Below are 25251 nucleotides of genomic sequence, written 5' to 3'. Positions count from 1 at the left end.
AGAGATTTCCCCCATTAGACCAGACCGGCGTTTTTGCGTTGTTTGTACTGAGCCATCAGCATCTCTGCAGGCGTTGGGCCAGTAGCTGCTTTCGGCGCTGCAAGTGCGCGACGGATTGGCGGTACCGGCTTACCGGACAGTGCTCGCTTTTCCCAGTCATGCAGGATGTCACCAGCGGCTCGGATAAGTTCCTTCTCACTGAACTGTCCCTCTGTTCCACGACGGCGAAGCTCCAGGCAGACGTGGTAATACAGCGGGTTTTTATCCTTCCATGGGAACTGCTCACTGGTCGGATAGCGAAAAACAAGTTTCCGCCAGCGCCAGTATTCGCTCATGATGTCGTCCACACTGACACCCAGCGCACCACTCCCCTCACGGCACCACGAAATAAACTGACCCGGCGACGGCCAGAACGGTGACTGGCTGGATCGGGCCTTCTGCATCCCGGCGGAAAGTTGCTCACGGGAGGTGATGCCTGACTCAGCAAAAGCCGCGATCCATTGCTGCTTTGCAACGCGAATATCAGCGTCAGTACGTAGGTTCGTCTGAGTGGATGCCGGGAATACCTGCATGAGGTTTTCAAAAAGCATATCCACCAGCTTTTCAGCGTCAGCGTTTACAACCTTGCGTCCGTCGTAAGAATCTCCAGCCATGCGCGATAGCATTTCGCTGTCGCGATTCTGAATTGCACGATAAAGATCCGGGGTCATAAAAATTTCTCCCATGCTTCAGGACTGTTCCAGTGCGGGCCAGTTTCGGATTTGTTTGCGCTGACATCTGTGCGTGGCTTACGGGTAGTGTCTTCGCTGTGAAGGGTTAACGTGTCCCACTTGGCGCGGAGCTTTGCGGGGGAGAGAATATTTTTGTACCAGAACGAGTCTTTGCAGGCCCATCGGAACAGCTCACAAATCTCTTTGTGGGTGCGTCCGTCCAGTTGGCGCATCAGGCGTATTTCATTCGCCCAGCCAGCCATATTCGGTTTTTTCAGGGATGGTTTGGTGATGTCGCGCAGCGCCAGCATCCACTCTGCACAACGGAGATCGTCAGATGTCCCCCACTTGTCACCTTTCGGAGTCTGGACAGCTGCATCAGGAACAATTTTTGAAATTCTCTGACGTACATTAAATACGTTAGTATTTAATATTACTTCTTGTTCATGATTCTCGGGCTTAAGCGCGCCCTTATGCTCTGGGTTATGCTCGGCATCCACTCCCGAAGCCTCGCCATTGCTGGGTTCGTTATGCGCGGGGCTATGCTCGCTGTTATGCGCGGCGTTATGCGCGGGTAAATCGTCCATTTTTTGAGCGTAATGCGCAAAATTTGTGATGGTAATTACAGTGCCTTTTCTCTTCTCGCCAGCGGTTGAAATCATCCCTTCTTTCACGAAAAGAGACAGCATTCGATCCACTGCATGACGGCTTGTTGGCTCCCCATTTCGGTCGCATAATTTCAGCCCGAGATCTGCCGACGTGGTCACCAGTTGTCCGGTTTGTAATGGCCACTGCCGGCCTTTAAAGCTTGCCGTGTAGGGCTGACGGGCGGCGCCCAACAGAAGGTTCTCCCATAGCGTGCGCAGGAAGACATCTTTAGCCCAGGGCTTCTTCAGTACACTCCGGTACAACGGGATGAATCCGGTCTTCTGGTTCTCCATCCGGTTGCTCCTGACGGCGGTACGCGCCGCAAAATCGGCGTAGGCGACATTCGACATAGCTATGCCTCCCTTACCTGGTATTTTGAAAAACTCTTTGTCATAATGACCTCGCAATGAGTACGCAACGAATTGCACCTGAAAGCCGTTGGTGTTCGCGCACCGCGGCTTTCGCCATTTTTGAACCGGTCATAGAGCCCCCAGCATCATCTGCACCATTTCCATCAGCGGACCGGTTAACCCAGGGTCAACGCGATACATCTCCACGATCCCCTCGCTCAACTCTTTCAGCTTCTGATGACGTGGAGCGTCCATCGCGACGGCTATCTTCGCTTCGCTGGTTTCTTTCTCCAGCCGCGCCAGACGAGCCATAACGTTGTCTTCTGGTAGCAGACGGTTGCGGTACTTGAGCGGCAGAACAGCAAGAATTGCCGGAGTCAGTTGGCGAACATTTTCGCGGTACCGTTCGCTGTTGAAATGGTTGTCCAGGAAACGGAAGAGTTTCTGGCGCTGTCGGCTGAGGTCGTCAGGGAAAGTAATCTCGTCCCCCCCCTGCGCCCGGTACTCTTCGACGATCAGAGCCGTAACTACGTCCTGACCATCGGCACCAGCCCAGGAGCGGACCGCGTCACGAATGGCATCATGTTTATCGCCATGCTCTTGTTGAGTGCGATTTATCATCGCGGACGAATGGAATCCGGTATTTTGTTGGTACGTAAGTGATTGCATAGTGCTTTCCCTTTCGTGGTTAATTTGCTGTCATGCTGCTTTTGGTTTGCTGATCTCAAGAATTTGGGTGGTGGTAAATCGCCCCTCTGAAGCTTCAGCAATCTTCGACGCATAATCCGTCTCACCGGTGTAATCAGTGCGTGGTAAACAGCCGCTATTGATCCATTTGTAAATTGCGCGCGGACTGCGCTCACAAGCTTTTGCTACTACAGGTACTCGAATCATTTTGATGATTTCGCCAAGACTAATAGGTTGCATTCTTTGACCCTTAAATTGAACTGTAAGTACATATTATGTTGGAACTGATAGTTCACGCAAGTGATATTATGATTGAACCTATGGTTCAGGAAGAAAAAGCGCGAAAAGACTTTTCCCATAGGCTAGCGCTGGCCTGCGATAAAGCTGGTTTGCCGGTACATGGTCGTCAGGCTGAAATAGCCAAAAATATGAAGCTGACACCAAAAGCTGTAAGCAAATGGTTTAACGGGGAATCAATTCCAAGGCGTGGGAAGCTGCAAGAGCTTGCTGCGAGCATAGGTACAACTTCAGCTTACCTGCTAGGTGACAGCGTGGCTGATGGTATTGCGGAGGGGCACTTACAGAAATCGACCGAAACATTTCGTATAGACGTACTCGATGTAGCTGTTAGCGCTGGACCGGGCGTGATCAATAGTGAGTTCGTAGAGGTATTACGCTCCGTGGAGTACTCAGTAGAAGATGCGCGTCAGATGTTTAATGGTCGTAAACAGGAACAGATCCGCATCATCAACGTTCGTGGTGACAGCATGTCTGGAACGATTGAGCCTGGTGATTTGCTGTTTGTCGATATAAGCGTTCAACACTTTGATGGTGATGGAATTTACGCTTTCATTTATGACGACACATCCCATGTGAAGCGACTTCAGAAGATGAAAGATAAACTCTTGGTCATCTCAGACAACCAGACCTATCGACCGTGGGAGCCGATTGAGAAGGAAGAGATGAACAAAATATTCGTATTCGGAAAGGTGATCGGTAGCATGCCGCAGACCTACCGTAAGCATGGTTAGCAGATTAACAGTGGTCTGAATAGACGTTTGGGTAACGATCAATCAATCTCTTAACCGCCATATTCCGTAAAGAATGGCGGTTAAGTTTGTTACAGATACTACCAATGCAATTGTGGCAAAAATATCTGCTCCGGACATAAGGAAATCTCCATGAGTTACAGCGACATTGTTGCAACTATTGCAATGATTGTATCTATCAGTGCTGTTCCTGCAAGTGGTTATTTAAGCTATAGATATGCAATCAAGGGCGAAAAGAGAAAGGAATGGAATAGTGTTGTTGAACCAATCCTTGAGTATTTAGAAGGGCATGAAATATTTCTAAGCAGAAAGAAATGTCCTGATTGCACATTCCACAGCTTCCCATCCAAAAACTGGGATGCAGCAATTAGAAGGGTTAAAGACCCAAAGAAAGCACTGCAAGTGCTTCATGACTACCAGTCAATTTTGAATGAAATAAAAAAATCTCCGGCACCAGTTATTTATTTTGGGCAATCAGAAGCCGATCGAGAGGAGTGGATTGATAGGTATCCTGACGGGATCATCAAGCTTAATGAGCTAATGACACATATATCGTTGAAATAATCCTGCCACCGTGCCGGTTTTTTATTTGACCTGATAATTCATAATGTTAAGATGATTCCGATTGCAATCAATGGATATACATAATGAAAAAAATGGCTCTGGCAGTAGCATTAGCTGTAACCCTCACAGGGTGCGCGTCTTCTGGAAATCAGAAACTTAAAAGTGAAACTGAAACAAGTGTTCAGTCTAAAATTCAGGAAGGGAAAACGACCAAGGTTGAAGTGAAAACCTTGTTTGGCTCTCCTGATGCAGTCTCTTATACCGATGGTGGTAATGAGATCTGGAAGTACTCATTTGCCAAAGTTAAAGTGAATGGAACCTCATTCATTCCATTCTATGGCTTGTTCCATAACGGCACGAACGGCACTAAGAAAGAACTGACCATTCTATTTAAAGATAATACCGTACAAAAATACACAATGGCGGAATCGGCGATCAATACCAAATCCGGTTGGGCCGACTAGCACCATTTGCCCGGCAAAGAAAGTCGGGCCATTATTGCCCCTTCCTCACGAACTCCGCTGCATCCCGCAAAAATCCCTTGTGGATTACATTCCCTACAGCCTTACGCTTAGCTTCCAGCTGGTCGACAATAGCGTCACGGTCAATCACCACACCATCGATTATCAATTCAACCACCGCGCCGCCAATCTCGCCAGCGATGAAAGCTGCGCGATCTTCCAGCAGTTCATCACGTGACATATCCATACCTAAGCCCATAGCAACAATCTCTCTGGTGTTTTTTTGAGCATAGCAGGAATCAAATAAAAAATAAATTACCTTAAAGTTCATAGATTTATGACCAACTGAACTAACTGATTTATTAAAATGTACTTAAGGTACTTTACTTTAGTGAACTCATGGTACATTATCACCTCATCGCGAAACACTAAGCGCATCAAGTTCAAACGTTCCGCCAGCCTGGCGACAAGGGCAAAGCACAGAAGTGAGCTTCGCGGTGGTGAATTGCAGAGTTAAAACGCTCAACCGTGAAGATCAGCGCCGCGGCACCACCAGCGAAGTTCACTCAGTTCCAGCAACAAGGTATCGAGGGTGAGATGGAAAAAGCATACGAGGAATATTTTGAAGGCCTCGCCGATGGCGAGGAAGCACTCAGTTTTGCAGAATTTAAAGAGGCCCTGTCATGAAAACCAGTAACGCAGTACCAAACAACGGTCGCGCCATCCCAATGCGAAATAGCCGTACCGGCGCAGCCTGGCAGGTTTCCTATGACCATATCAACGGCACCTACTGGCACGAACCGCAGGGTAATCTGCGTCATATTCGCAGCCCGTATGCTTCGCGCACCATTGGACCGAATCTGGTACCGGCAGGTACGCACTGATGAGCACTCTTTTCGCGTTAGTCCTGACTATTGGCATGACCAACGGTGATTTTCAGGATGTTGTACTGGGTGTTTATGGCGACCAACATCAATGTGAGCAGGCCGCAGTTGAGCAGCAGGTTTCAGGTAGTTGCTATCCAGTTGAAAGGATCATCAGTAGTGAAGAGTTACCTGCTCAGGCAGACGTTAAGTTCTGAGGAAATGATGATGCAGACCAAATGCGGTTATTGCGGTAAGCCGGTTAAACCGGAAGAAGTAGTCAAAAGTACCCTTCTCTATCTCAACGGCTCACTGCTGGCGCGCAAAGAGAAAGAGTATTGCTCAAGACGTTGCGCTTCGCACGACCAGATGGCTCACGAAGGCTAACGTAAAACCCGCGCAAAGCGGGATCTACGTCCGGTGCCACCGACCAAAGTTACACCGGAAACAACATTAAAACCAAAGTTAACCCAATGGGCGCTATCAATGGTCCGGGGATTCTAACACACAAAAATGAGGATCTCACATGGAATTCTTTAATGTGGTTAAAGCCACTCAGAAATCCGGAAAGCAAGATGCAGTGGTCTGGTTCACTGCCAAAACCGAGGCTCGCGCCAACCTGATGCTGGATGTTGCACTGGAAGATGCTGGCATCGAAACCGGCCGCGGCAAGGATTACGCCAAGCCAATTCGCACTGACTTCCCGGTTGTTGATGACCTTCCGGAAGAAGGTGAAGTTGATTTCACCTGGTGTGATCGTTACGAACTTCAAGACGATGGGCGCACCTGGCTGCCAAAAGCCGCTGGTGAGTCTACTGGCACCGTTGACGCCCCCTCCACTCCTACTCCGACCGTAATCGTTGAAGACGCGACTGCGTCCGAAATTGTCCCAGTTGAAAACCGCACTCCAGCAGTCCGTTTTGCGATCCACCTAACTCTCGATAGATACCAGACTCACGTCACTAAAGAGCATCAACTGGCTGCCAGCGAGATGTCACTCGACGAAGGCAATACATATCTCCAGAGCCTGCTTGTGGCAAAGAACGATGCACCCGAGACTGCCAAACTCAGCCTGAATGCTGAGTGGAAAATGATTCAGGCGGTTAAGGACATTTTCGCACCAGACGAAGAGCACGAACCAAGATTGATCGCTGGTTTCATGTCTGACTGGGTGAACACGGATGCCGGTGACCGCAATCAACTGGTAGAAGACTGGCGCAGTGGTAAGTTGCAGCTGCTCAAAACTGAAACCAGCAGCGTTGCTGAGAACGCAACCGGTCAAGATCTCACTGTTAAGGACGGCATCCAGATCGACGACAACGGCCGGGCCGAAGATGACATCGTTGGTGATGAAGTCGGTATCGAAGAACAATCTCAACAGTCAGAGCAGCCGAACCTGATCGTCGTAGCCACCCTGCCATTCCGCCAGCGCGTACTGGCTCAGTTCATCGGTGATGGTGAATATCTCTATCACATCGACGCTGGGCAGAAAAACGAGATTGTCCGCCTTGAGATGGACACTGATGACACGTACATCCAGAACCTGCTGCTGGCTGCTGAGAATGTGGAAGCATTCAAAAAAGCCATTGAGCACGATATTCATAAAGTCGTGAATGCCGTTAAGAAAGTCTTCCCTGTCGAGGGTAAAAAACCGGAGCTGGCAACAGTTATCCAGTTCCTGACGGTGTGGTTCAAAACTGAATACATCGATCGCGGCCTGCTGGTCAAGGAATGGCAGAAAGGCAACCGCGTTGCGCAGATTCAACGCACTGACGTCAAAACCAATGCTGGCGGTGGAAATAAGACCGATCGCAATACCGACTACGTCCACACACTGGACACTCTGGATGTTGAAATTGCGCTGGCCACCTTGCCAATGGATTTCAATATCTACGACATTCCTGGTGGGGTCTACCGTCGCGCTAAAGAGATTGTCAGCAAGAAAGAAAGTCCGTTCAGCGAATGGTCTGAGGCGCTGCGCAAAACCGCTGGCATCCTGGACTATTCACGCGCCGCCATCTTTGCACTCATCCGCGGCACGTCATCCGAGTTAGTTAACTTTCCTGGACGGTTGCGGGCATATATCAATGCCAATCTAACCGAAAATGACCACTCAAATCCCTCAGAAGAAACGCTGGCTGATGCTGGTCATGCGCCGGACGTCAGCTGGGAAAATGAGGTTAATGAGCAGGTCGCTGCAGAGCAGAAAACAGCTGCTAAACAGCCACAAATCGCCAACATGGGCAACGGCGTATTCTCCATAGAAGGCCTGATGGGTGATCAACAAACGCAAACAGATGACCGTTCACCAGTTAATGAGGAAACCACCAGCAATGTGCAGATGGAAGAAACTGTCAGTGATGAAGAACAGGCTGGTGATGAAGTGCAGTCAGGCGAAAGCAGTCTGGAAACTGGTGAAGAGTCACATACCGGCCAGCAAGCCGATGTGAAACAAAAACCGGAAAATGCGCATCAGAATGATGAATATGCGCATCAAAACACCCAAAAAGCGAATCAAACCGAGCCAGAAGCGCAATCTGACGAACCAGCTGTTGTATATCCCGCCTACTTCGAGCCAGGCCGCTACGAAGGTCTGCCGAACGAGGTTTATCACGCAGCCAACGGTATCAGCTCTACCCAGGTAAAAGACGCGCGAGTGTCGCTGATGTACTTCAACGCACGCCACGTCGAGAAGACCATCACGAAAGAGCGCTCCCAGGTTCTGGATATGGGCAACCTGGTGCATGCGCTGGCGCTGCAGCCCGAGCAGCTCGACGAAGAATTCAGCGTTGAACCGGTGATTCCAGATGGTGCTTTCACCACAACAGCAACTATTCGCGCGTTTATTGATGAGTATAACGCCAGCCTGCCGGCGCAGCTGTCAGCCGACGATATCAAAGTGTTGCTGGAAGAACACAACGCCACACTGCCTGCTCAGGTGCCGCTGGGTGGGTCAGTCGAGGAAACTGGCCAGAGCTATATGTCGCTGCCAGAAGAGTACCAGCGTATCGAAGCTGACCAGAAGCAGACCGCAGCGGCGATGAAAGCCTGCATCAAAGAATACAACGCCACTCTGCCTGCTCAGGTGAAAACCAGCGGTAGTCGTGATGCGTTACTCGAGCAGCTGGCAATCATCAATCCTGACCTGGTGGCCCAGGAAGCGCAGAAGCCGCAACCGCTAAAAGTGTCCGGTACCAAAGCGGATCTGATCCAGACCGTGAAGTCTGTTAATCCGGGCGCCGTCTTTGCCGACGAACTGCTGGATGCCTGGCGTGATAATCCGCAAGGGAAAGTATTGGTCACCCGCCAGCAACTGAGCACCGCACTGGCCATTCAGAAAGCCCTGCTACAGCACCCAACCGCCGGGATGCTGCTTCAGCATCCGAGCCGCGCTGTTGAGGTGAGCTACTTTGGCTTTGACGACGAAACCGGACTTGAAGTCCGCGTGCGTCCTGACCTTGAGATCGACCTGGACGGGGTACGCATCGGTGCCGACCTTAAAACCATCAGCATGTGGAACATTAAGCAGGAAGGTCTGCGAGCCAAACTGCACCGCGAAATCATCGACCGTGACTACCACCTGAGCGCGGCAATGTATTGCGAGACAGCTGCGCTGGACCAGTTCTTCTGGATTTTCGTCAACAAAGACGAGAACTACCACTGGATCGCCATCATCGAGGCATCCGCCGAACTGCTGGAGCTGGGCATGCTTGAGTACCGCAAATCAATGCGCGCTATCGCTACCGGCTTTGACACTGGCGAATGGCCAGCGCCGATCACAACTGATTACACCGACGAACTGAACGACTTCGACCTGCGCCGCCTTGAAGCGCTGCGTACTCAGGCATAAGGGGAAAAGAACATGTCTACTGCAATTACTACCAACGAAAACAAGACGCAAATGATCGATAACATCTCAATTTTGACTAATGGGGAACTTTTCGACCGCCTACGCACCTTGTCGACAGTGATGGCAAATAGTGGCGCTTTTGTACCTGACCACTTCCGCGGAAAACCAGATGCCTGCATGGCTGTGGTCATGCAGGCCGCACGATGGGGTATGGACCCGTTTGCCGTAGCTCAGAAGACCCACATCGTCGGTAATAGCGGAGTATTGGGTTACGAAGCTCAACTGGTTAATGCGGTTGTTACCAACATGTCGCCTACAAAAGATCGCCTTCATTACGATTGGTTTGGCCCATGGGAAAACATCATTGGTCGATTTGTAGAGAGAACCAGTTCTAAAGGCAATAAGTACATCGCGCCCGGTTGGGATTTAAAGGATGAGGCCGGTGTAGGAATTCGTGTGTGGGCAACTATGAAAGGAGAGGATGAACCACGCGAACTGGTACTCATGCTTTCTCAGGCTCAGGTTCGTAATTCGACACTATGGGCAAGTGATCCGCGTCAGCAGCTCGCTTATCTCGCGGTAAAGCGCTGGGCTCGCTTGTACTGCCCTGATGTGATTCTCGGTGTTTACAGTGCCGATGAAGTCGAAGAACGAGAAGAAAAAGTTATTAACCCTGGCTCAACCCAACGAATGAGCGTTGCTGAAATCGCAGGTGACACCGTCACAACTACGCAAAGCGCACACGAATCGTCGGTAAATATCGACGCTCTTGCCGATGATTTCCGCGAGCGCATCGAGGCTGCACAGGATATTGATAGCGCAAAAGCACTGCGCGCTGATATCGAAAGCGCGAAGGCCACGCTCGGATCTGCCCTGTTCACCGAGCTGAAGAATAAGGCAGTGAAGCGCTACTACCTGGTTGATTCACGTAACAAGGTTGAAGCCGCGATCAACTCCCTGCCGTCTCCGGATGAACCGGATGCAGCTGAACGGTTTGGGGAAGTTGAGCGAGTTCTTGCAACGGCGAAACGTCATCTGGGCGACGAACTGCACGATCAGTTCAGCATCACCTTGGCGGATATGAAACCGGAATACATGGCCTAAGGGAGGCGGGAGGGCGAACCCTCCCGGTAACGAGATGAGTAAATCTTTAAACGCACGCTGCATCCGCCGCTGGGAAATTGAGTTCAAAGGATGTTGCGATTCGAAAGTAAGTCCTTGGTGGCGCAAACACCACCTTCGCGGTTACATCCGGGAATGCGCCCTGACAACTGCCGACTGCATGGTTGAGCGTATGGCTGAGGACAACGCTCTGGTTGATTTTCAAGGTAATGGTCGCGGCTGGTCACCGGAGTTCTCTGCCTGGTACCACGAACGCCGAGAACAGTATCTCAAAGAGGCGCGCGACTATCTAAACGAAGACGCCACCAATGACGAGATCGACGAGGAAATCCAGAACGAGCTGGAGGCCTGGAATGACTGAGCTGAATTATAACCCGGCAGACCCCGATAAAATGCAACTCCCGAAGGGTAAGACCTGCGGCGACTGCGCCCATATCCGTCGCTGTAAGGCAATTTTCGGGCATACCGAAACCGATGCATATTGCGATTGGTCGCCGTCCCGAGCGGTTTTCCGTCAACCATCCAATCCAGAAGGCGGTGACCATGCGATTAATTAACCGAGGCAACCAGCAATCCCCGTTAGCGCGTCAGGCATGCGACATAGCACTGGCCACTCATGCAGAACGTTACGGCGACTATGGCCGCAGCAAGATGAAGGAGACATACACGGTGAGAGTTGAAGGTGTGAAGGTCTGGGTGGAGGTAGTGAACCGTAAGGCTAGCTACGTGGCCACGGCAATGACAGGTATGCGCCGGTTGCGCGCGTTGCCGGGTCAGGTTTCTTGATATTACTTTTGGAAATGGCCCAGTTCGGGCCATTGGAGAAAAACGATGGATGATATTTTGCTGACGTCAGACCTGACCAGTCGATACAAAATCTCACGTAAAACCCTTTGGTCATGGCAAAGCACAGACACGATGCCGCGGGGTTTTGCGAAACCGTTCCCCGCCCCGGACTTCCCCGGTAACCCTAACCGCTGGAAGTCGGAGTCAGTCAAAGAGTGGGAAGGTGTGAAACAGCCAATTAACTGAACGGCTCACCGATGATGTTTTCAAGATGGCTCTGCCAAACGTGGAGCCAGTGTTTTTGATCATCGATGTAGTCATGCAGGTTATAGTGCGCCATCACGCCAACCATTTGGTGACCAAGTAACTTTTCAATCACATGCGGCGGACAGCCAAGTTCTGAAAGATTTGTTGCGATTGTTCTTCTCATATCATGGAGAGACCAGGGCTCCATGCCGGATTCTGACCAAATATACCTGGCGTAGTTCGAAGCAACTGGCGGATGAACCGGGACGTCTTTAATTTCCCCATCCAATAAGCGCTGTGAAGTGACTAAATGCTTTGTGTTGATCTTCTCAAGGTGATTTTTTACCAGTCCCACCGCAGCATCAGAAAGAGCCCTTCTCATGTGCACTCGCGTTTTGTAACTTCCAGCAGGAACTATCCATTCATTTTCATCCAGCTTGAACCATGACCTTTCGCTTAACCGAATCTCTGCCGTCCTACAGCCGGTCAACATAATAAATTTCACAAGAAACACGGACTCTATGGACATGCGGTTTTGCAGCCACCGATAAATAGCCACCAGCTCACGATCATCCAAGCGCCGCGTTCTCTTTTTCGGTTTTTGGCCAACGTCAGTGGGTAGCAATCCCTCGAGCGGATTGGTCGATATTACGCCTCGGTTAATACAGAACCTGAATGAGCGTTTGCACAGAGAAAGCATATAATGAGCCATCACCCTGCTTTCAATCTGATCAAAAACATCTATCCAGTGCCTTTTTGTCGAATTGTCGACTTTGACGTTTCGCATCGGTTCGGCGATATGCTTGGCAAATACCAACTGATAATAACCTGTCTTTGTCAGTTGATTAGCGATGCAGTGTTTCTCGATCCAATAATTGAATGCTTCCGATACGGCCATGGAACCTTCGCGGGTCAATTTCTCCAGCTTTACTTGCTCTCGGGGATCGAGTCCTTCAGTAAGCCAGATTCTGAATTGCTGACGCCTTTCCCTTGCCTGAGCAATACTCATTGCTGGATAATCGCCGACATTGAGTTTTACAGCTTTGCCTGCCCATCTGTACCGGTAGAAGAAAGAGACCTTTCCGGCCAGACTGATTCTTGCGTTGAGTCCGTGAGAATCTGAAATAATTTCGATATCATCGCGTTTCTTGCCAAGGGCCTTCCTGAGCTTTGTGTCAGTGATCATTGAATAGGTACACATTTGGCTTTTGAGTACGCAAAAGTGTACACAAAACTCATTGCTCAAAGATACCCACAATGTAACACTTGTACTCGGAGTGTGATAATTGGAAGGCTGAAAGGCAGGCGGCAGAAGGGTTCAACGTAACAGAACGTTTTTATGCGAAATTCTTCGAAAAGGGCTGAATGACAATACAAGAAAGTATTTTGACAAAACAAAAAGCCATTTTCATTTATAAAAATACTGAACAGTAAGCAAAATACATAGCCATTGAGGGCGCATTTAGGTGCACATTAGTCTAAACGCCCTCACTTCTCGTCTCTATGCATTAATTCAGCATATCAAAGCAATGATAAGTACCCTTATAAAAGGTAGCAACGACCGTTTATTAGCGTGTCATTGATTGTTTCTTACTCAACCTCAGTGTATTTTATTATCTGTCGAGATTAATTTGTCACAATGCAGACAGGCTGCGTTGTTACGCTATACGGGATTTTAGTCAATTATGGCTTTTGATTCGTTCCGTCCCGCCTCTCCCTCTCCTAAAGCATTCCGCCATGATATCAATGGCCTGCGAGCATGGGCTGTATTAGCGGTCGTATTTTATCACTTTGGCGTACCCGGATTTAGCGGTGGCTTTATCGGCGTTGATGTTTTTTTTGTTATATCAGGTTTCCTGATGACCGCCATCATCGTGAACGGCCTTGAACGTGGCAATTTTTCATTATGGAGTTTCTATCTGGCACGTGCCAGACGAATTATTCCTGCCTTAGTTGTATTATGTAGCACATTACTTTTCTTGGGTTGGTTTTGGTTGCCCACCGCTGATTATCATGTGCTGGCACTCAATGCGATCACAGCGCTTACTTTTGTTTCCAATCTCAAGTTTTGGCGTGAAGCGGGTTATTTCGATATCACTTCCAGAGAAAACTGGTTGCTGCACACATGGTCTCTTTCGGTGGAGTGGCAATTTTACATTTTGTTGCCTGTTGGCTGCATTTTACTCTGGCGCTGGTTTGGCCTGCAGGGTGTTAAGTTTGCACTTATCGCCGCAGGCGTACTGTCATTAGCTCTATCAATTTACGTGAGCCCTCGACTCCCAGGTAGTGCGTTTTACCTACTCCCCACCCGCATTTGGGAATTATTAGCTGGAGGAGCTGTATGGTGGCTAACTCGTCGGCATTCTATGTCGCAACGCCCAGCCCGGATACTAGAGTTGGTGGGTTTTATTTTAATTGCCCTGTCAGTCACACTCCTGGATGCGACACGACCATGGCCGGGAAGTTATGCCGTGGTTCCTGTGTTGGGGACCGTGCTGGTTCTTGCGGCTAATCGCCAGCGATCATTTTTTACATCTACGGCAATTTTTCGCCAGATAGGTGCCAGTTCTTATTCAATTTATCTGTGGCACTGGCCGCTGGCGGTGCTGCTCAGTTATGCCGACAAACAGGACAATCCCTGGTGGATTGCTACTGGCATCGTAATGAGTTTGCTATTGGGAAAGACCTCTTTATTGCTCGTAGAGATTCCGACACGCAAACAGCTTGCGCTAACCCCTGCACGCAAACAGAGCTGGGTACTATTACTGTTAATTTTGAGCACTGGTGGATTGGCCGCAGGGGCTCGTTATCAGCAAGTCGACGGCAGAATTAACCCGGCAATTGAATTAGCGATGATCCCGAAACTTGATTACGCAGTCCGATTTGAAAAATGTCTGCTCGCGCCGGGTAAAGGAAGCGAGTCTCCTATGTGCAGATATGGCAAAGGAGAGTTAACGGCCATTGTCCTTGGAGACAGTCATGCAAGCATGCTGGTTTCAGCTGTCGCAGAGGCTGCACCCGGTGCGGTGGTTGAGATGACCTATGCGAGCTGTCCGACAGTGTTAGGCATGAAACGAAGAGAGGATATTAATGATGACTGTAAACTATTTAATGATCGAGCTATTAATTTACTAAATAATGAATATAAAAATAAACTCGTCTTTATCGCCAACAGAAGCAGCCTCGCTATCCTGGGACAAAATGAAAAGGACGATTTTTTTAATATTCCTATGGGATTTTTTGATACGCCGAATGAACACCCCAATCAGAATTTAACACAGCAGTTTAGCCAGCAACTCGTAAAAACTCTGTGTTCCATAGAGAATAGTCAGAGGGTATTTCTGGTCCGCCCTATTCCTGAAATGGCAGTCGATGTGCCTAATACAATGGCCAGGGCACTGATGTTTGGTAAGTCAGACAGTACAGTATCTATTTCTCTCAATAAATATTACCAGCGACAAACAGCCATTTGGGCAGCACAAGATGAGGCGGCCCTGCGCTGCGGCGTCAATATTCTCAATCCGTTACCCTATCTTTGCAAGGATGGGCGGTGTTGGGGAGATGCTGGTGGACGTCCACTTTACTCAGACAGTAACCACCTAAGTGCATTTGGCAGTAGGCTTTTACTCCCCATGTTTCAACGCGCATTTAAACAAGCAGAACATACCGAGGCAACTAACGCCCTGCAACTTTGACGCTTGACCAGAACTATGGGAATCATATCCATTCGGATACTAATATTCACTCAAGTAAAAAAGCCGCAGATAGCGGCTTTGGTTGTTACTTTTTCTCGTCAGTGTAGCGACGAGCGTTGTCAAAAAGATTTGTACACATAATGACTTCCCTCAAAAGACAATAAACTAACAGAATAGGATAACGAGTAATACCTGACCACACTATTATGAACCACTAGCCCCAGAATGTAGAATCATCGTATTGATAATAAAAATAAAAGTATAATCAGCGAGAAATTTACGCTGCCGTTTTTTCAACAGTTCTTTCTTGAAACAACGGTGCTTTATTCATTACGTCTGGGATGCACCCGGTTTTAACAATCACGCCAGGATTACCAACAACGACAGAAAAAGGCGGGATACTTTCGGTCACAAACGCCCCGGCAGCAATTTTACTCCCTTGTCCAATGATGACCCCGCCGACGATGACAGCATTTGGACCAATCCAAACTTCATCCTCAATAATGGGGTAACCCGTGATGCGGGTTCCTGCTCCCCGAATAGTATCTCGCTGACCGATGGTTACACCATGAAATAAGGTAACGTTCTTTCCAATCCTTGCACTCGGCGATATCACTATCCCCCAGCCATGAGTGATAGCCAACCCGGCACCAACCTGCGTGCTCGATGGAAAATCCATCGAGCCCATGTGAGCAGCACACCGATGCAAGATCTTAAATGGATAGAGCATGATACGCAGCGGTGTGCGCGAAACCGCACAGTATTGGCATAAACGCATCATCACAATGATACGGAATGTTCTGCTAATTACTGTACCAATTATTAGTTTACTCCATGAGAAATAACCAAATTCACGGTGGGTATCGGCTTTAATTTTGTCGAATGCCATCATACTGTCTCATTGTTTAATCGTTAAAATGTATCAGTTCTCACTGAAATAAAAACATATTTTCTTGTCACCAGCATTCTTTTTTTCGAGTAGATACGGCACCTGAAAAATGACAATAATATAAATAATGAAATGGCTATCTCTTACCTGGACCAAAACAATAATGGCAGCCAGGAAAGTATTTAAGAATCAATACGGGAAAACAGACATTGGGCACCGCCAGCGGTGCCCTTTTGGGATCAGATGCTGTGGATCGCAAACAACAACGAGTTACGTTGGTGGTTGAGAACGCACTTCCTGATGGTATGGATACGCATATTACGACGCGATTGTCCTTCAAGCCAACGTGCTTTACGGCGGCTAGCCTGACGCAGCATCCGCCAGCGTCCCACTTCCGTTCTACTACGCTTCATGTTAACTACTCTTCCAGTCACTGAGCGGCCATTATAACGCCAGACCGAATGCAGACCAGTGGTTTTCCCGTGTTTTTATTTGCCAGATTAATCCTGATGCGTAAACTCTTAACAATACGCTTTCAAAAGGATTTTTAAATTTATGACAACCTTCTACACCGTGGTGAGTTGGCTGGTCATTCTGGGTTACTGGGTACTCATTGCTGGCGTAACGTTACGCATTCTGATGAAGCGACGCGCAGTGCCCTCCGCAATGGCCTGGCTGTTGATCATCTACATTCTGCCATTGGTAGGAATTATTGCTTATCTGTCTTTTGGTGAACTTCACCTGGGTAAGCGACGTGCCGAACGCGCCCGGGCGATGTGGCCTTCAACCGCCAAATGGCTGAACGACCTCAAGGCCTGCAAGCATATTTTTGCCCAGGAAAACAGCAGCGTCGCCTCTTCGTTGTTTAAACTGTGCGAGCGTCGTCAGGGAATAGCCGGCGTAAAGGGAAACCAGCTGCAGTTGCTCACCAGTTCAGATGACGTGATGCAGGCGCTGATCCGTGATATTCAACTGGCGCGCCACAACATCGAAATGGTGTTCTACATATGGCAGCCAGGCGGTATGGCCGATCAGGTAGCCGAGTCGTTAATGGCTGCCGCGAGGCGTGGCATTCACTGTCGCCTGATGTTGGACTCCGCAGGCAGCGTGGCGTTCTTCCGCAGCCCTTGGGCGGCGATGATGCGTAACGCAGGTATCGAGGTTGTAGAAGCGCTGAAGGTGAACCTGATGCGTGTATTTTTACGCCGTATGGACCTGCGTCAGCACCGCAAAATGATAATGATCGATAACTACATTGCTTATACCGGCAGCATGAACATGGTCGACCCGCGTTTCTTCAAACAAGATGCGGGCGTCGGGCAATGGGTTGATTTAATGGCGAGAATGGAAGGTCCTGTCGCCACTGCTATGGGCATTGTCTATTCCTGCGACTGGGAAATTGAGACCGGAAAGCGCATTTTGCCTCCGCCACCGGACGTCAATATCATGCCGTTTGAGCAGGCCAGCGGCCACACCATTCACACTATCGCCTCGGGTCCTGGTTTCCCTGAAGATTTGATTCATCAGGCGCTGCTAACCGCTGCTTATTCAGCGCGTGAATATTTAATTATGACCACCCCCTACTTCGTCCCCAGCGACGACCTGTTGCACGCGATCTGCACGGCGGCGCAGCGTGGGGTTGACGTCAGTATCATTCTTCCACGTAAAAATGACTCCCTGCTGGTTGGCTGGGCAAGCCGGGCCTTTTTCACCGAGCTGCTGGCGGCTGGCGTTAAAATTTATCAGTTCGAAGGTGGCTTGCTGCACACCAAGAGCGTACTGGTCGATGGCGAGCTGAGCCTGGTCGGTACGGTTAACCTGGATATGCGCAGTCTGTGGCTCAATTTTGAAATCACGCTGGTCATTGATGATGCCGGATTCGGTGGCGATCTCGCGGCAGTGCAGGATGATTATATTTCGCGTTCCCGCCTGCTTGATGCCCGTTTGTGGGTAAAACGACCACTCTGGCAGCGGATAGCAGAGCGACTGTTTTACTTCTTTAGTCCGTTGCTGTAAAACGTGCCCATCAGACAGTAAACAGGTAGTCATTATGGATATGGATTTGAACAATCGCCTGACCGAAGACGAAACGCTTGAGCAGGCTTACGACATTTTTCTCGAACTGGCTGCGGACAATCTGGATCCAGCCGACATCATTCTGTTCAATTTGCAGTTTGAAGAGCGTGGCGGTGCCGAGTTGTTCGATCCGGCAGAAGACTGGCAGGAGCATGTTGATTTTGACCTGAACCCAGACTTCTTTGCCGAAGTGGTGATTGGTCTGGCAGATACAGAAGACGGCGAGATTAACGATATTTTCGCGCGCGTTTTATTATGTCGCGAAAAAGATCATAAGCTCTGCCATATTCTCTGGCGCGAATAATCAGACAAAAAAGCTGCTCTCGCAGCTTTTTTCATTTTTAACCCGGCAGTTTACTTCCACAGCGGTTACAAAATTGCGCACTATGTTCGTGCTGCGTCTGCTGGCACTGCGGACATTTTCGTTGGTGCCCGCGCTGCTGGAACGCACTGCTCATGTGCGTGGTAATCAATCCCGTCGGTATCGCAATCACCGAGTAACCAATCAGGATAAGCACGGACGCCACCATGCGCCCCAACGGGGTGTGCGGCGTGATATCGCCATAGCCGACGGTTGTTACAGTAACAATCGCCCAATACACCGACGCATTCAGCGTAGTAAACCCATATTTTGGCCCTTCAATCAGATACATCATCGCGCCAAAAACCACCATCAGGATGGCAATAAAGGAATAGAACAGCATCAGCTGATGTCGGGCGCTTTTTAACGCATTCCAGAACACCCGCAGAGAAGGCATAAAGCGCAGCAGCTTGAGAATACGCAGGACGCGCAGGACACGCATCGCTCGCCAGGCGAAAACATAGCTCAGACTGATTTCCGGCCATAGCCACATCACATACAGCGGCAGAATGGTGGCAAGGTCAATTATCCCCCAGAAGCTGAACACATATTTAGCGGGGTTAGCCCAGCAACATAAGCGCAGAAGATATTCGAGGGTGAAGACCAGAGTAATGAAGATCTCCAGCCAGACAAAAACGCGCCATTCCTCAAAGGTTAAATGGTATTGCGTCCCTACTCCGGACTCAATGAAGATAACGATAACGCTGAGCAAGGCAAATAGCGCGCACATACCTTCAAAGCGACGCCCTGAACGGGTATTTAAATCAAATAATTTGCGATAGAGCGCACGGCGGACAGAAGAGACTAAACCTGGCACAGATACCTCACCAAAAAAAGGGCTGACCTTTGTCAGCCCTCAGGATTATAGCGGGTCTACTTTCAGGCAGGAAACTGCATGTCGGAAACTTCCTTCCAGAACCGGGCGCGTTTTTGCGCATTCCGGTCCAGCAATCGGACAGCGCGTACGGAACACGCAACCGGAAGGAGGATTAATCGGGGACGGTAACTCGCCTTCCAGCAACTGAATAACCTTATTCCTTTCCTGATCCGGATCGGGGATTGGCACCGCAGACATCAGCGCTTTGGTATAAGGATGTAGCGGGTTATGGTACACCTCGTCATAAGTCCCTAATTCCACCGCATGTCCGAGATACATAACCAGCACACGGTCGGAGATGTGTTTAACCACCGCGAGGTCGTGGGCAATGAAGATTAACGATAATCCCATTTCGCGCTGAAGCTGTTGCAGCAGGTTAACCACCTGGGCCTGGATTGATACATCCAGCGCCGAAACCGGTTCATCGCAGATAATCAACTTCGGTTCGAGGATCAGCGCGCGGGCAATACCAATACGCTGACACTGGCCACCGGAAAACTCATGTGGGTAGCGGTTAATCAGGTTAGGCAGTAGTCCAACCTTCATCATCATCGCCTTCACACGGTCGCGGACTTCCTGACCAGGAAGATTCGGATGATAAGTTCGCAGCGGTTCGGCAATGATTTCACCAATGGTCATGCGCGGGTTTAACGATGCCAGCGGATCCTGGAAAATCATCTGGATATCGCTGCGCACTTCCCGCCACTCATCGGGTTTCATACCCAGTAAATCTTTACCCAGCCAGGCAACCTTTCCATCGGTGGCCTTCACCAGGCCGATAATCGCACGGGCAAAGGTCGATTTCCCGCAGCCTGATTCACCGACCACGCCCAGGGTTTCGCCCTCATACAGTCGCAGGGTTACGCCATCAACCGCCTTCAGGGTTTTAGACGGTTGCCAGAACCACTGTTTGCCATCTTTAATATCGAAATGGACTTTAAGGTCGGCAATCTCAAGGAGCACTTTACGTTGTTCGGTCACCGTATTCATACCAGTTCCTCCACCGGCTTAAAGCAGGCACGCAGACGGCCTGGGCTAAATTCCTCCAGTGGCGGAGCACTGCTACAGATTTCCATCGCATGCGGGCAACGCGGCTGGAATGGACAACCTTTTGGTAGACGCAGTAGGTTCGGTGGGTTGCCAGGGATAGTGAGCATCTCTTCCCCTTCGGCATCCAGACGAGGTACGGCATTTAGCAAACCAATCGAATACGGATGAACGGGTTTATAAAAGACATCCCGTGCACTGCCGTATTCCATAGTACGTCCGGCATACATCACCAGGACTTTATCGCAAATACCGGCAACAACCCCCAGATCGTGGGTGATCATGATAATCGCGGTGTTGAATTCACTTTTCAGTTCATTCAGCAGCGTCATAATTTGCGCCTGTACCGTCACATCGAGCGCAGTGGTTGGTTCATCGGCAATCAGTAATTTGGGCCTGCACAGCAGCGCCATGGCGATCATTACGCGCTGACGCATACCACCGGAGAATTCATGCGGATACATTTTCATACGCTTACGCGCTTCTGGCATCTTCACCGCATCCAGCATTCTGACCGACTCGTCAAAAGCTTCCGCTTTGCTCATGCCTTTATGCAGCATCAGAACTTCCATCAACTGCTCCCCGACCCGCATGTACGGATTGAGAGACGTCATCGGGTCCTGGAAAATCATCGAGATTTGCTCGGCGCGCAGTTTGTTCAGTTCACGTTCCGGTAAATTCAGAATTTCACGCCCGTTGAACGTTGCGGAGCCCCCGATACGACCATTCGCCGCCAGCAGCCCCATCAGGGCAAAGGCCGTCTGCGATTTACCCGAACCGGATTCCCCGACAATACCCAGCGTTTCTCCGGCTCGCAGAGAAAAGTTTAAATCGTTGACCGCAGTTACATCGCCGTCGGGGGTAGCAAACGTCACGCGCAGATCTTTTACGTTCAGCAGTGCGTTAGCCTGTTGTTGCGCGAGCGGCGCGGTTGAGGTTTCAATTACGCTCATGGCTGCACTCCTTAACGGTCTTTCGGGTCGAGGGCATCACGCAGGCCATCGCCAATAAAGTTAAAACAGAACAAAGTGACCACCAGGAAACCTGCCGGGAACAGCAGCAGCCATGGTGAGACTTCCATAGAGTTGGCACCATCACTGAGCAGCGCGCCCCAGCTACTTAACGGTTCCTGTGTACCTAGTCCCAAAAAGCTCAGGAAGGATTCAAACAGGATCATGCTAGGCACCAGCAATGAAGCGTAAACCACCACCACACCCAACACGTTCGGCACAATATGGCGGATAACGATACGCACGGTAGACACCCCACCGACTTGCGCCGCCTCAATAAACTCTTTGCGCTTCAGGCTCAGCGTTTGTCCACGCACGATACGCGCCATATCCAGCCAGGAGACCATTCCGATAGCGACAAAAATCAGCAGGATATTTTGTCCAAAGAAGGTCACTAGCAGAATCACGAAGAACATGAACGGGAAGGAGTTGAGGATTTCCAGCAGACGCATCATCACCGAGTCGATTTTACCGCCGAGATAGCCCGACAGAGAGCCGTACAGCGTACCGACTACTACCGCGACCAGCGCCGCGGCAATGCCGACCATCAGCGAGATACGCCCGCCAATCGCCACGCGCACCAACAGGTCGCGTCCCGACGAGTCAGTACCGAAATAGTGGCCTGATTCTGTATCCGGCGCGCTAGACATCATGCCCCAGTCGGTATCAAAGTAGGTAAACTGCGACAGCATCGGTGCCAGCGTTACGAACAGCGCAATAATTACCAGCACCACCAGGCTTGCTACCGCCGCGCGGTTATGCATAAAGCGTCGACGCGCGTCCTGCCACAGGCTGCGGCCTTCGACCTCCAGCTTTTCACTGAAATTCTCCAGCGCCTCGCTGTTTTTCTTACTTAACATCATAGCGAGCTCCAGTATCAGTAACGAATTTTCGGGTCGATAACGGCATACAGCACATCGACAATCGCGTTAAACACGATGGTCAGCGTACCCACCAGTATGGTCAGGCTAAGAACCAGCGAATAGTCGCGGTTTAACGCCCCATTGACGAACAACTGGCCAATACCCGGCAAACCATAAATGGTTTCAATAACCATCGAACCGGTGATAATGCCGACAAATGCCGGTCCCATATAGGACAACACTGGCAACAGCGCAGGTTTCAACGCATGGCGGAAAATAATCCGCCGCATCGGCAGCCCTTTAGCGCGTGCGGTACGAATAAAGTTAGAGTGCAGTACTTCAATCATCGAACCGCGAGTAATACGGGCAATACTGGCGATGTAGGCCAGTGACAAGGCCACCATCGGCAGGATCATAAATTTCAGCGCCCCGCCGTTCCAGCCCCCGCCGGGTAGCCATTTCAAGGTTATGGCAAATATCATGACCAATAAGGGAGCGACCACGAAACTGGGGATAACCACCCCGGTCATTGCCACCCCCATCACCGTATAGTCCCAACGTGTATTTTGCTTCAGCGCGGCTATCACTCCGGCGCTAACACCGACGAGTACCGCCAGAATAAAGGCTGCCGCACCCAGCTTCGCAGAAACCGGGAAGCTCGAGGCAACGAGGTCGTTAACCGTGTAGTCTTTATATTTAAAGGATGGTCCAAAATCGCCGTGCGCCAGCTGTTTCAGATAGCTGAAGTACTGCGTCGAGATGGGATCGTTAAGATGATATTTCGCTTCAATATTCGCCAGCACCTCTGGCGGTAACGCGCGTTCCCCGGTGAATGGGCTTCCGGGCGCAAGGCGCATCATAAAGAATGAAATCGTAATAAGAATAAACAGCGTCGGAATCGCTTCCAGACAGCGACGTAATATAAATTTTAACATTGCCCGTACCTTCTGGCGTGTGCCTTTATACCCGTCATACTTCAAGCTGCAAGTGCGTTGGCTTTACTCGCTCACGCCAGTCACTTACTTAAGTAAGTGACTGGCGATTCGCTGCGTTGCCGCCTTCCTGCAACGTGAATTATTTAGGGTATACCTCTCTTTGTCTAAAGAGGTATATATAGTTCGAAGAAAAAGACACTGTGGGGCAACATGATTGCCCCACGTCTTGCCATTAATGCTTGATAATATACAAGTCTTTAACGTGGATATTATCCATCGGGTCTTTACCGGAGTATCCGCCAACCCATGGTTTCACCAGGCGGGCGTTAACATAGTAATAAACCGGTACAATCGCAGAATCTTTATCCAGCTGCTGTTCCGCTTTCGAATACAGTTCGCTGCGCTGCGCTTCATCCGTCACTTTCAGCGTATCCGCAATCAGCTTATCAAATGCCGGGCTCTTATAGTGGACGGTATTATTGGAGCTGTCGGACAGCACCATATTCAGGAAGGACGTCGGTTCGTTATAGTCCGCACACCAGCCTGCACGTGAAACATCATAGTTGCCCTGATGGCGCGTATCGAGGAACGTTTTCCATTCCTGGTTTTCCAGCTTCACATTAGCACCCAGATTTTTCTTCCAGATAGATGCCGCGGCAATAGCCAGCTTCTTATGCAGGTCTGAGGTGTTATACAGCAGATCAAAGGTCAGCGGTTTCTCAGCGGTATATCCGGCCTCAGCCAGCAGTTTCTTCGCTTCTTCATTACGTTTTTCCTGAGACCACTTGAACCACTCTGGCTCAACCAGTTTCGCACCATCGGTGTATGGAGGAGTAAAGCTATATGCTGGCAGGTCACCCTGGTTTTTCACTTTATTGACGATAATGTCACGATCCAACGCCAGCTTCAGGGCGGTACGAACACGAACATCGTTGAACGGTGCTTTCTGGTTGTTGATTTCGTAATAATAGGTGCACAGATACGGGTCAACGTGGACTTCGTTCGGGATCTCTTTTTTCAGTTTCTGGAATAACTCAATCGGCATGTTGTTATAGGTCATGTCGATTTCACCGCTGCGATAGCGGTTAACGTCAGTCACTTCAGAAGAAATAGGCAGGTAGGTTACCTGGTTAATAACCGTTTTGGCGTTGTCCCAATAGTTGGTATTACGCTCAAGCACAATGCGCTCGTTCACAACCCAGTCTTTCAGTTTATACGCACCGTTAGTAACGATGTTAGCGGGCTGGGTCCACTTCTCGCCGAATTTTTCAACAGCCGCTCTGGGAACCGGTGAAACGGAAGAGTGCACTAGCAGTTTGTAGAAATAAGGAACTGGTTCGCTGAGGGTAACTTCAAAAGTATGATCGTCGAGAGCTTTTACGCCCAGATCGGTGACCGGCTTTTTACCGGCGATAATATCATCAATGTTGACAATATGACCGTACTGCAAATAACTGGCATACGGTGATGCAGTATTTGGATTAGCCAAACGTTGCCAGCTATACACGAAATCTTGCGCGGTAACAGGCGTGCCGTCAGACCACTTAGCATCTTTACGCAGATGGAATGTCCAGACTTTAAAATCTTTATTTTCCCATTTTTCAGCCACGCCAGGCGATGGTTTGCCATCGACATCACTGATTAATAAACCTTCAAACAGGTCACGGTTAATGTTGGATTCAGGTACACCTTCGATTTTGTGGGGATCGAGTGATTGCACTTCCGAACCGTTATTACGCACCAGAGTCTGCTTTTCAGCAAGCTGCACACCCGCTGGCACTACTGCCGCCGTGGCAACATTTCCAGCGACTAGCGCAGTTAAGATCCCCGCAGCTACTAAACTTTTTTTAGTGATGTTAGTCATTGTGTTGTACTCCCTCATTATTATGGCTGGTTTTTTAACCAGACTGTTAATCCTGTCAGGATCCCTGTACGGCACCGGAGATTTTCTGCCGTCAGGTGGTTTATTGTTTTACTGCTTGCTATCACCGACTTTATTTATTCTGGCGATTCGTATGACCGCCTTGCGTCGATTCTCTACGTGCCTCCCCTGCCGGAAACACGCTATTACCCTGTTGAGAGAAACTAACTGCAAATGATTCTCATCAACGTGAATTCTTCTGCATAATACCTGGCCGGAAAGTATCAAATGCGTTTCTTAA

At 49.7% G+C, this 25251-nt stretch carries 30 protein-coding genes; 16 read left to right on the top strand and 14 right to left on the bottom strand.

The genetic code is table 11. The features are described from left to right. Nucleotides 1–14 precede the first annotated feature (14 nt). The 4 genes from OGY33_RS06535 to OGY33_RS06520 all read right to left on the bottom strand — a co-directional run bounded on the left by OGY33_RS06535 (nucleotide 15) and on the right by OGY33_RS06520 (nucleotide 2635). Nucleotides 15–710, bottom strand: a complete 696-nt coding sequence (locus tag OGY33_RS06535) for a replication protein P (RefSeq protein WP_049281720.1) — start codon at nucleotides 708–710, stop codon at nucleotides 15–17. After that, entirely contained in the window at nucleotides 707–1651 is a 945-nt protein-coding gene (locus tag OGY33_RS06530) for a phage replication protein O (RefSeq protein ID WP_262411197.1), read from the bottom strand. Before OGY33_RS06530 ends, OGY33_RS06535 begins: the two co-directional genes overlap by 4 nt. 186 nt (nucleotides 1652–1837) lie before the next feature. After that, complete coding sequence (locus tag OGY33_RS06525) at nucleotides 1838–2377, bottom strand: toxin YdaT domain-containing protein (RefSeq protein WP_151532629.1); 540 nt, start codon at nucleotides 2375–2377, stop codon at nucleotides 1838–1840. 30 nt (nucleotides 2378–2407) lie between these two features. Continuing rightward, entirely contained in the window at nucleotides 2408–2635 is a 228-nt protein-coding gene (locus OGY33_RS06520; RefSeq protein ID WP_016156713.1) for a hypothetical protein, read from the bottom strand. 35 nt (nucleotides 2636–2670) lie between these two features. Here OGY33_RS06520 and OGY33_RS06515 point away from each other — a divergent pair, with 35 nt between their 5' ends. From OGY33_RS06515 to OGY33_RS06505, 3 genes are all read left to right on the top strand, one after another. Then, complete coding sequence (locus OGY33_RS06515; protein WP_016156714.1) at nucleotides 2671–3426, top strand: XRE family transcriptional regulator; 756 nt, start codon at nucleotides 2671–2673, stop codon at nucleotides 3424–3426. Nucleotides 3427–3576: 150 nt separating this feature from the next. After that, a complete protein-coding gene (locus OGY33_RS06510) occupies nucleotides 3577–4008 on the top strand; it encodes a hypothetical protein (protein WP_016156715.1) in 432 nt (143 codons plus the stop codon). A gap of 83 nt (nucleotides 4009–4091) precedes the next feature. Continuing rightward, on the top strand, nucleotides 4092–4472 hold the full coding sequence (locus OGY33_RS06505; protein ID WP_151532627.1) for an SEN1984 family lipoprotein: 381 nt from the start codon (nucleotides 4092–4094) through the stop codon (nucleotides 4470–4472). A gap of 31 nt (nucleotides 4473–4503) precedes the next feature. On the opposite strand, the gene OGY33_RS06500 is transcribed toward OGY33_RS06505, so the two are convergent. Continuing rightward, nucleotides 4504–4710: a hypothetical protein gene (locus tag OGY33_RS06500; protein ID WP_170975197.1), complete on the bottom strand. Its 207-nt coding sequence runs from the start codon at nucleotides 4708–4710 to the stop codon at nucleotides 4504–4506. A gap of 287 nt (nucleotides 4711–4997) precedes the next feature. Here OGY33_RS06500 and OGY33_RS06495 point away from each other — a divergent pair, with 287 nt between their 5' ends. From OGY33_RS06495 to OGY33_RS06450, 10 genes are all read left to right on the top strand, one after another. Next, nucleotides 4998–5156, top strand: a complete 159-nt coding sequence (locus tag OGY33_RS06495) for a hypothetical protein (protein ID WP_153690470.1) — start codon at nucleotides 4998–5000, stop codon at nucleotides 5154–5156. Continuing rightward, on the top strand, nucleotides 5153–5353 hold the full coding sequence (locus OGY33_RS06490; protein ID WP_097728169.1) for a hypothetical protein: 201 nt from the start codon (nucleotides 5153–5155) through the stop codon (nucleotides 5351–5353). The genes OGY33_RS06495 and OGY33_RS06490 overlap by 4 nt, the downstream gene beginning before the upstream one ends. After that, nucleotides 5353–5550: a DUF1482 family protein gene (locus OGY33_RS06485; protein WP_151532626.1), complete on the top strand. Its 198-nt coding sequence runs from the start codon at nucleotides 5353–5355 to the stop codon at nucleotides 5548–5550. The genes OGY33_RS06490 and OGY33_RS06485 overlap by 1 nt, the downstream gene beginning before the upstream one ends. A gap of 7 nt (nucleotides 5551–5557) precedes the next feature. After that, a complete protein-coding gene (locus OGY33_RS06480; protein ID WP_225990744.1) occupies nucleotides 5558–5719 on the top strand; it encodes a YdaE family protein in 162 nt (53 codons plus the stop codon). A gap of 139 nt (nucleotides 5720–5858) precedes the next feature. Next, the gene (locus tag OGY33_RS06475; RefSeq protein ID WP_191238443.1) at nucleotides 5859–9182 is read left to right on the top strand and encodes a RecE family exodeoxyribonuclease; all 3324 of its coding nucleotides are present in this window, start codon (nucleotides 5859–5861) and stop codon (nucleotides 9180–9182) included. 12 nt (nucleotides 9183–9194) lie between these two features. Continuing rightward, a complete protein-coding gene (locus OGY33_RS06470; RefSeq protein WP_149335229.1) occupies nucleotides 9195–10286 on the top strand; it encodes a RecT family recombinase in 1092 nt (363 codons plus the stop codon). A 34-nt stretch (nucleotides 10287–10320) separates the two neighbouring features. Then, nucleotides 10321–10665, top strand: a complete 345-nt coding sequence (locus tag OGY33_RS06465; protein ID WP_032943683.1) for a hypothetical protein — start codon at nucleotides 10321–10323, stop codon at nucleotides 10663–10665. After that, complete coding sequence (locus OGY33_RS06460) at nucleotides 10658–10861, top strand: hypothetical protein (RefSeq protein ID WP_003841645.1); 204 nt, start codon at nucleotides 10658–10660, stop codon at nucleotides 10859–10861. Before OGY33_RS06465 ends, OGY33_RS06460 begins: the two co-directional genes overlap by 8 nt. Further along, entirely contained in the window at nucleotides 10848–11090 is a 243-nt protein-coding gene (locus tag OGY33_RS06455; protein WP_003841647.1) for a DUF4060 family protein, read from the top strand. Before OGY33_RS06460 ends, OGY33_RS06455 begins: the two co-directional genes overlap by 14 nt. A 45-nt stretch (nucleotides 11091–11135) precedes the next feature. Beyond that, nucleotides 11136–11336, top strand: a complete 201-nt coding sequence (locus OGY33_RS06450; protein ID WP_008322518.1) for a hypothetical protein — start codon at nucleotides 11136–11138, stop codon at nucleotides 11334–11336. Here OGY33_RS06450 and OGY33_RS06445 read toward each other — a convergent pair. Next, the gene (locus OGY33_RS06445) at nucleotides 11329–12522 is read right to left on the bottom strand and encodes a tyrosine-type recombinase/integrase (protein ID WP_057064858.1); all 1194 of its coding nucleotides are present in this window, start codon (nucleotides 12520–12522) and stop codon (nucleotides 11329–11331) included. The genes OGY33_RS06450 and OGY33_RS06445 overlap by 8 nt on opposite strands. Nucleotides 12523–13021: 499 nt before the next feature. Between OGY33_RS06445 and OGY33_RS06440 the strand changes: the two genes are divergently transcribed. After that, a complete protein-coding gene (locus OGY33_RS06440) occupies nucleotides 13022–15031 on the top strand; it encodes an acyltransferase family protein (protein ID WP_191238442.1) in 2010 nt (669 codons plus the stop codon). A gap of 277 nt (nucleotides 15032–15308) precedes the next feature. Here OGY33_RS06440 and OGY33_RS06435 read toward each other — a convergent pair whose 3' ends face one another. Together OGY33_RS06435 and OGY33_RS06430 are read right to left on the bottom strand one after the other, a co-directional pair. Continuing rightward, nucleotides 15309–15923 (bottom strand): serine acetyltransferase, encoded by a 615-nt coding sequence (locus OGY33_RS06435; RefSeq protein WP_048216256.1) that lies wholly within the window; start codon nucleotides 15921–15923, stop codon nucleotides 15309–15311. Nucleotides 15924–16159: 236 nt separating this feature from the next. Further along, complete coding sequence (locus tag OGY33_RS06430; protein ID WP_122984013.1) at nucleotides 16160–16333, bottom strand: YciY family protein; 174 nt, start codon at nucleotides 16331–16333, stop codon at nucleotides 16160–16162. A 142-nt stretch (nucleotides 16334–16475) separates the two neighbouring features. Here OGY33_RS06430 and cls point away from each other — a divergent pair, with 142 nt between their 5' ends. Further along, nucleotides 16476–17936, top strand: coding sequence for a cardiolipin synthase (cls, locus tag OGY33_RS06425; RefSeq protein WP_003020687.1), 1461 nt, complete (start codon nucleotides 16476–16478; stop codon nucleotides 17934–17936). 34 nt (nucleotides 17937–17970) lie between these two features. After that, nucleotides 17971–18300: an HI1450 family dsDNA-mimic protein gene (locus OGY33_RS06420; protein ID WP_003020691.1), complete on the top strand. Its 330-nt coding sequence runs from the start codon at nucleotides 17971–17973 to the stop codon at nucleotides 18298–18300. Nucleotides 18301–18337: 37 nt separating this feature from the next. Here OGY33_RS06420 and OGY33_RS06415 read toward each other — a convergent pair whose 3' ends face one another. The 6 genes from OGY33_RS06415 to oppA all read right to left on the bottom strand — a co-directional run bounded on the left by OGY33_RS06415 (nucleotide 18338) and on the right by oppA (nucleotide 24953). Next, nucleotides 18338–19174, bottom strand: a complete 837-nt coding sequence (locus OGY33_RS06415) for an ion transporter (RefSeq protein ID WP_048216255.1) — start codon at nucleotides 19172–19174, stop codon at nucleotides 18338–18340. Nucleotides 19175–19219: 45 nt separating this feature from the next. After that, entirely contained in the window at nucleotides 19220–20224 is a 1005-nt protein-coding gene (gene oppF / locus OGY33_RS06410; RefSeq protein ID WP_008784949.1) for a murein tripeptide/oligopeptide ABC transporter ATP-binding protein OppF, read from the bottom strand. Next, nucleotides 20221–21234, bottom strand: a complete 1014-nt coding sequence (gene oppD / locus OGY33_RS06405; protein ID WP_048216254.1) for a murein tripeptide/oligopeptide ABC transporter ATP-binding protein OppD — start codon at nucleotides 21232–21234, stop codon at nucleotides 20221–20223. Before oppD ends, oppF begins: the two co-directional genes overlap by 4 nt. Nucleotides 21235–21245: 11 nt before the next feature. Beyond that, nucleotides 21246–22154 (bottom strand): oligopeptide ABC transporter permease OppC, encoded by a 909-nt coding sequence (gene oppC, locus OGY33_RS06400; RefSeq protein WP_003020701.1) that lies wholly within the window; start codon nucleotides 22152–22154, stop codon nucleotides 21246–21248. 14 nt (nucleotides 22155–22168) lie between these two features. Further along, a complete protein-coding gene (gene oppB, locus OGY33_RS06395) occupies nucleotides 22169–23089 on the bottom strand; it encodes an oligopeptide ABC transporter permease OppB (RefSeq protein ID WP_003020708.1) in 921 nt (306 codons plus the stop codon). 232 nt (nucleotides 23090–23321) lie between these two features. Next, nucleotides 23322–24953 carry an oligopeptide ABC transporter substrate-binding protein OppA gene (oppA, locus tag OGY33_RS06390; protein ID WP_048216252.1) on the bottom strand — a complete coding sequence of 544 codons (1632 nt, stop codon included), beginning with the start codon at nucleotides 24951–24953 and terminating at the stop codon, nucleotides 23322–23324. Between the last annotated feature and the right edge of the window lie 298 nt (nucleotides 24954–25251).

Origin of the sequence: Citrobacter sp. Cpo032, from assembly GCF_030332975.1 — a bacterium.
GTDB classification, from domain to species: Bacteria; Pseudomonadota; Gammaproteobacteria; order Enterobacterales; family Enterobacteriaceae; genus Citrobacter; species Citrobacter portucalensis.
Note: the sequence above shows the minus strand (reverse complement) of the source record. Positions and strands in the feature narration are given on the sequence as shown.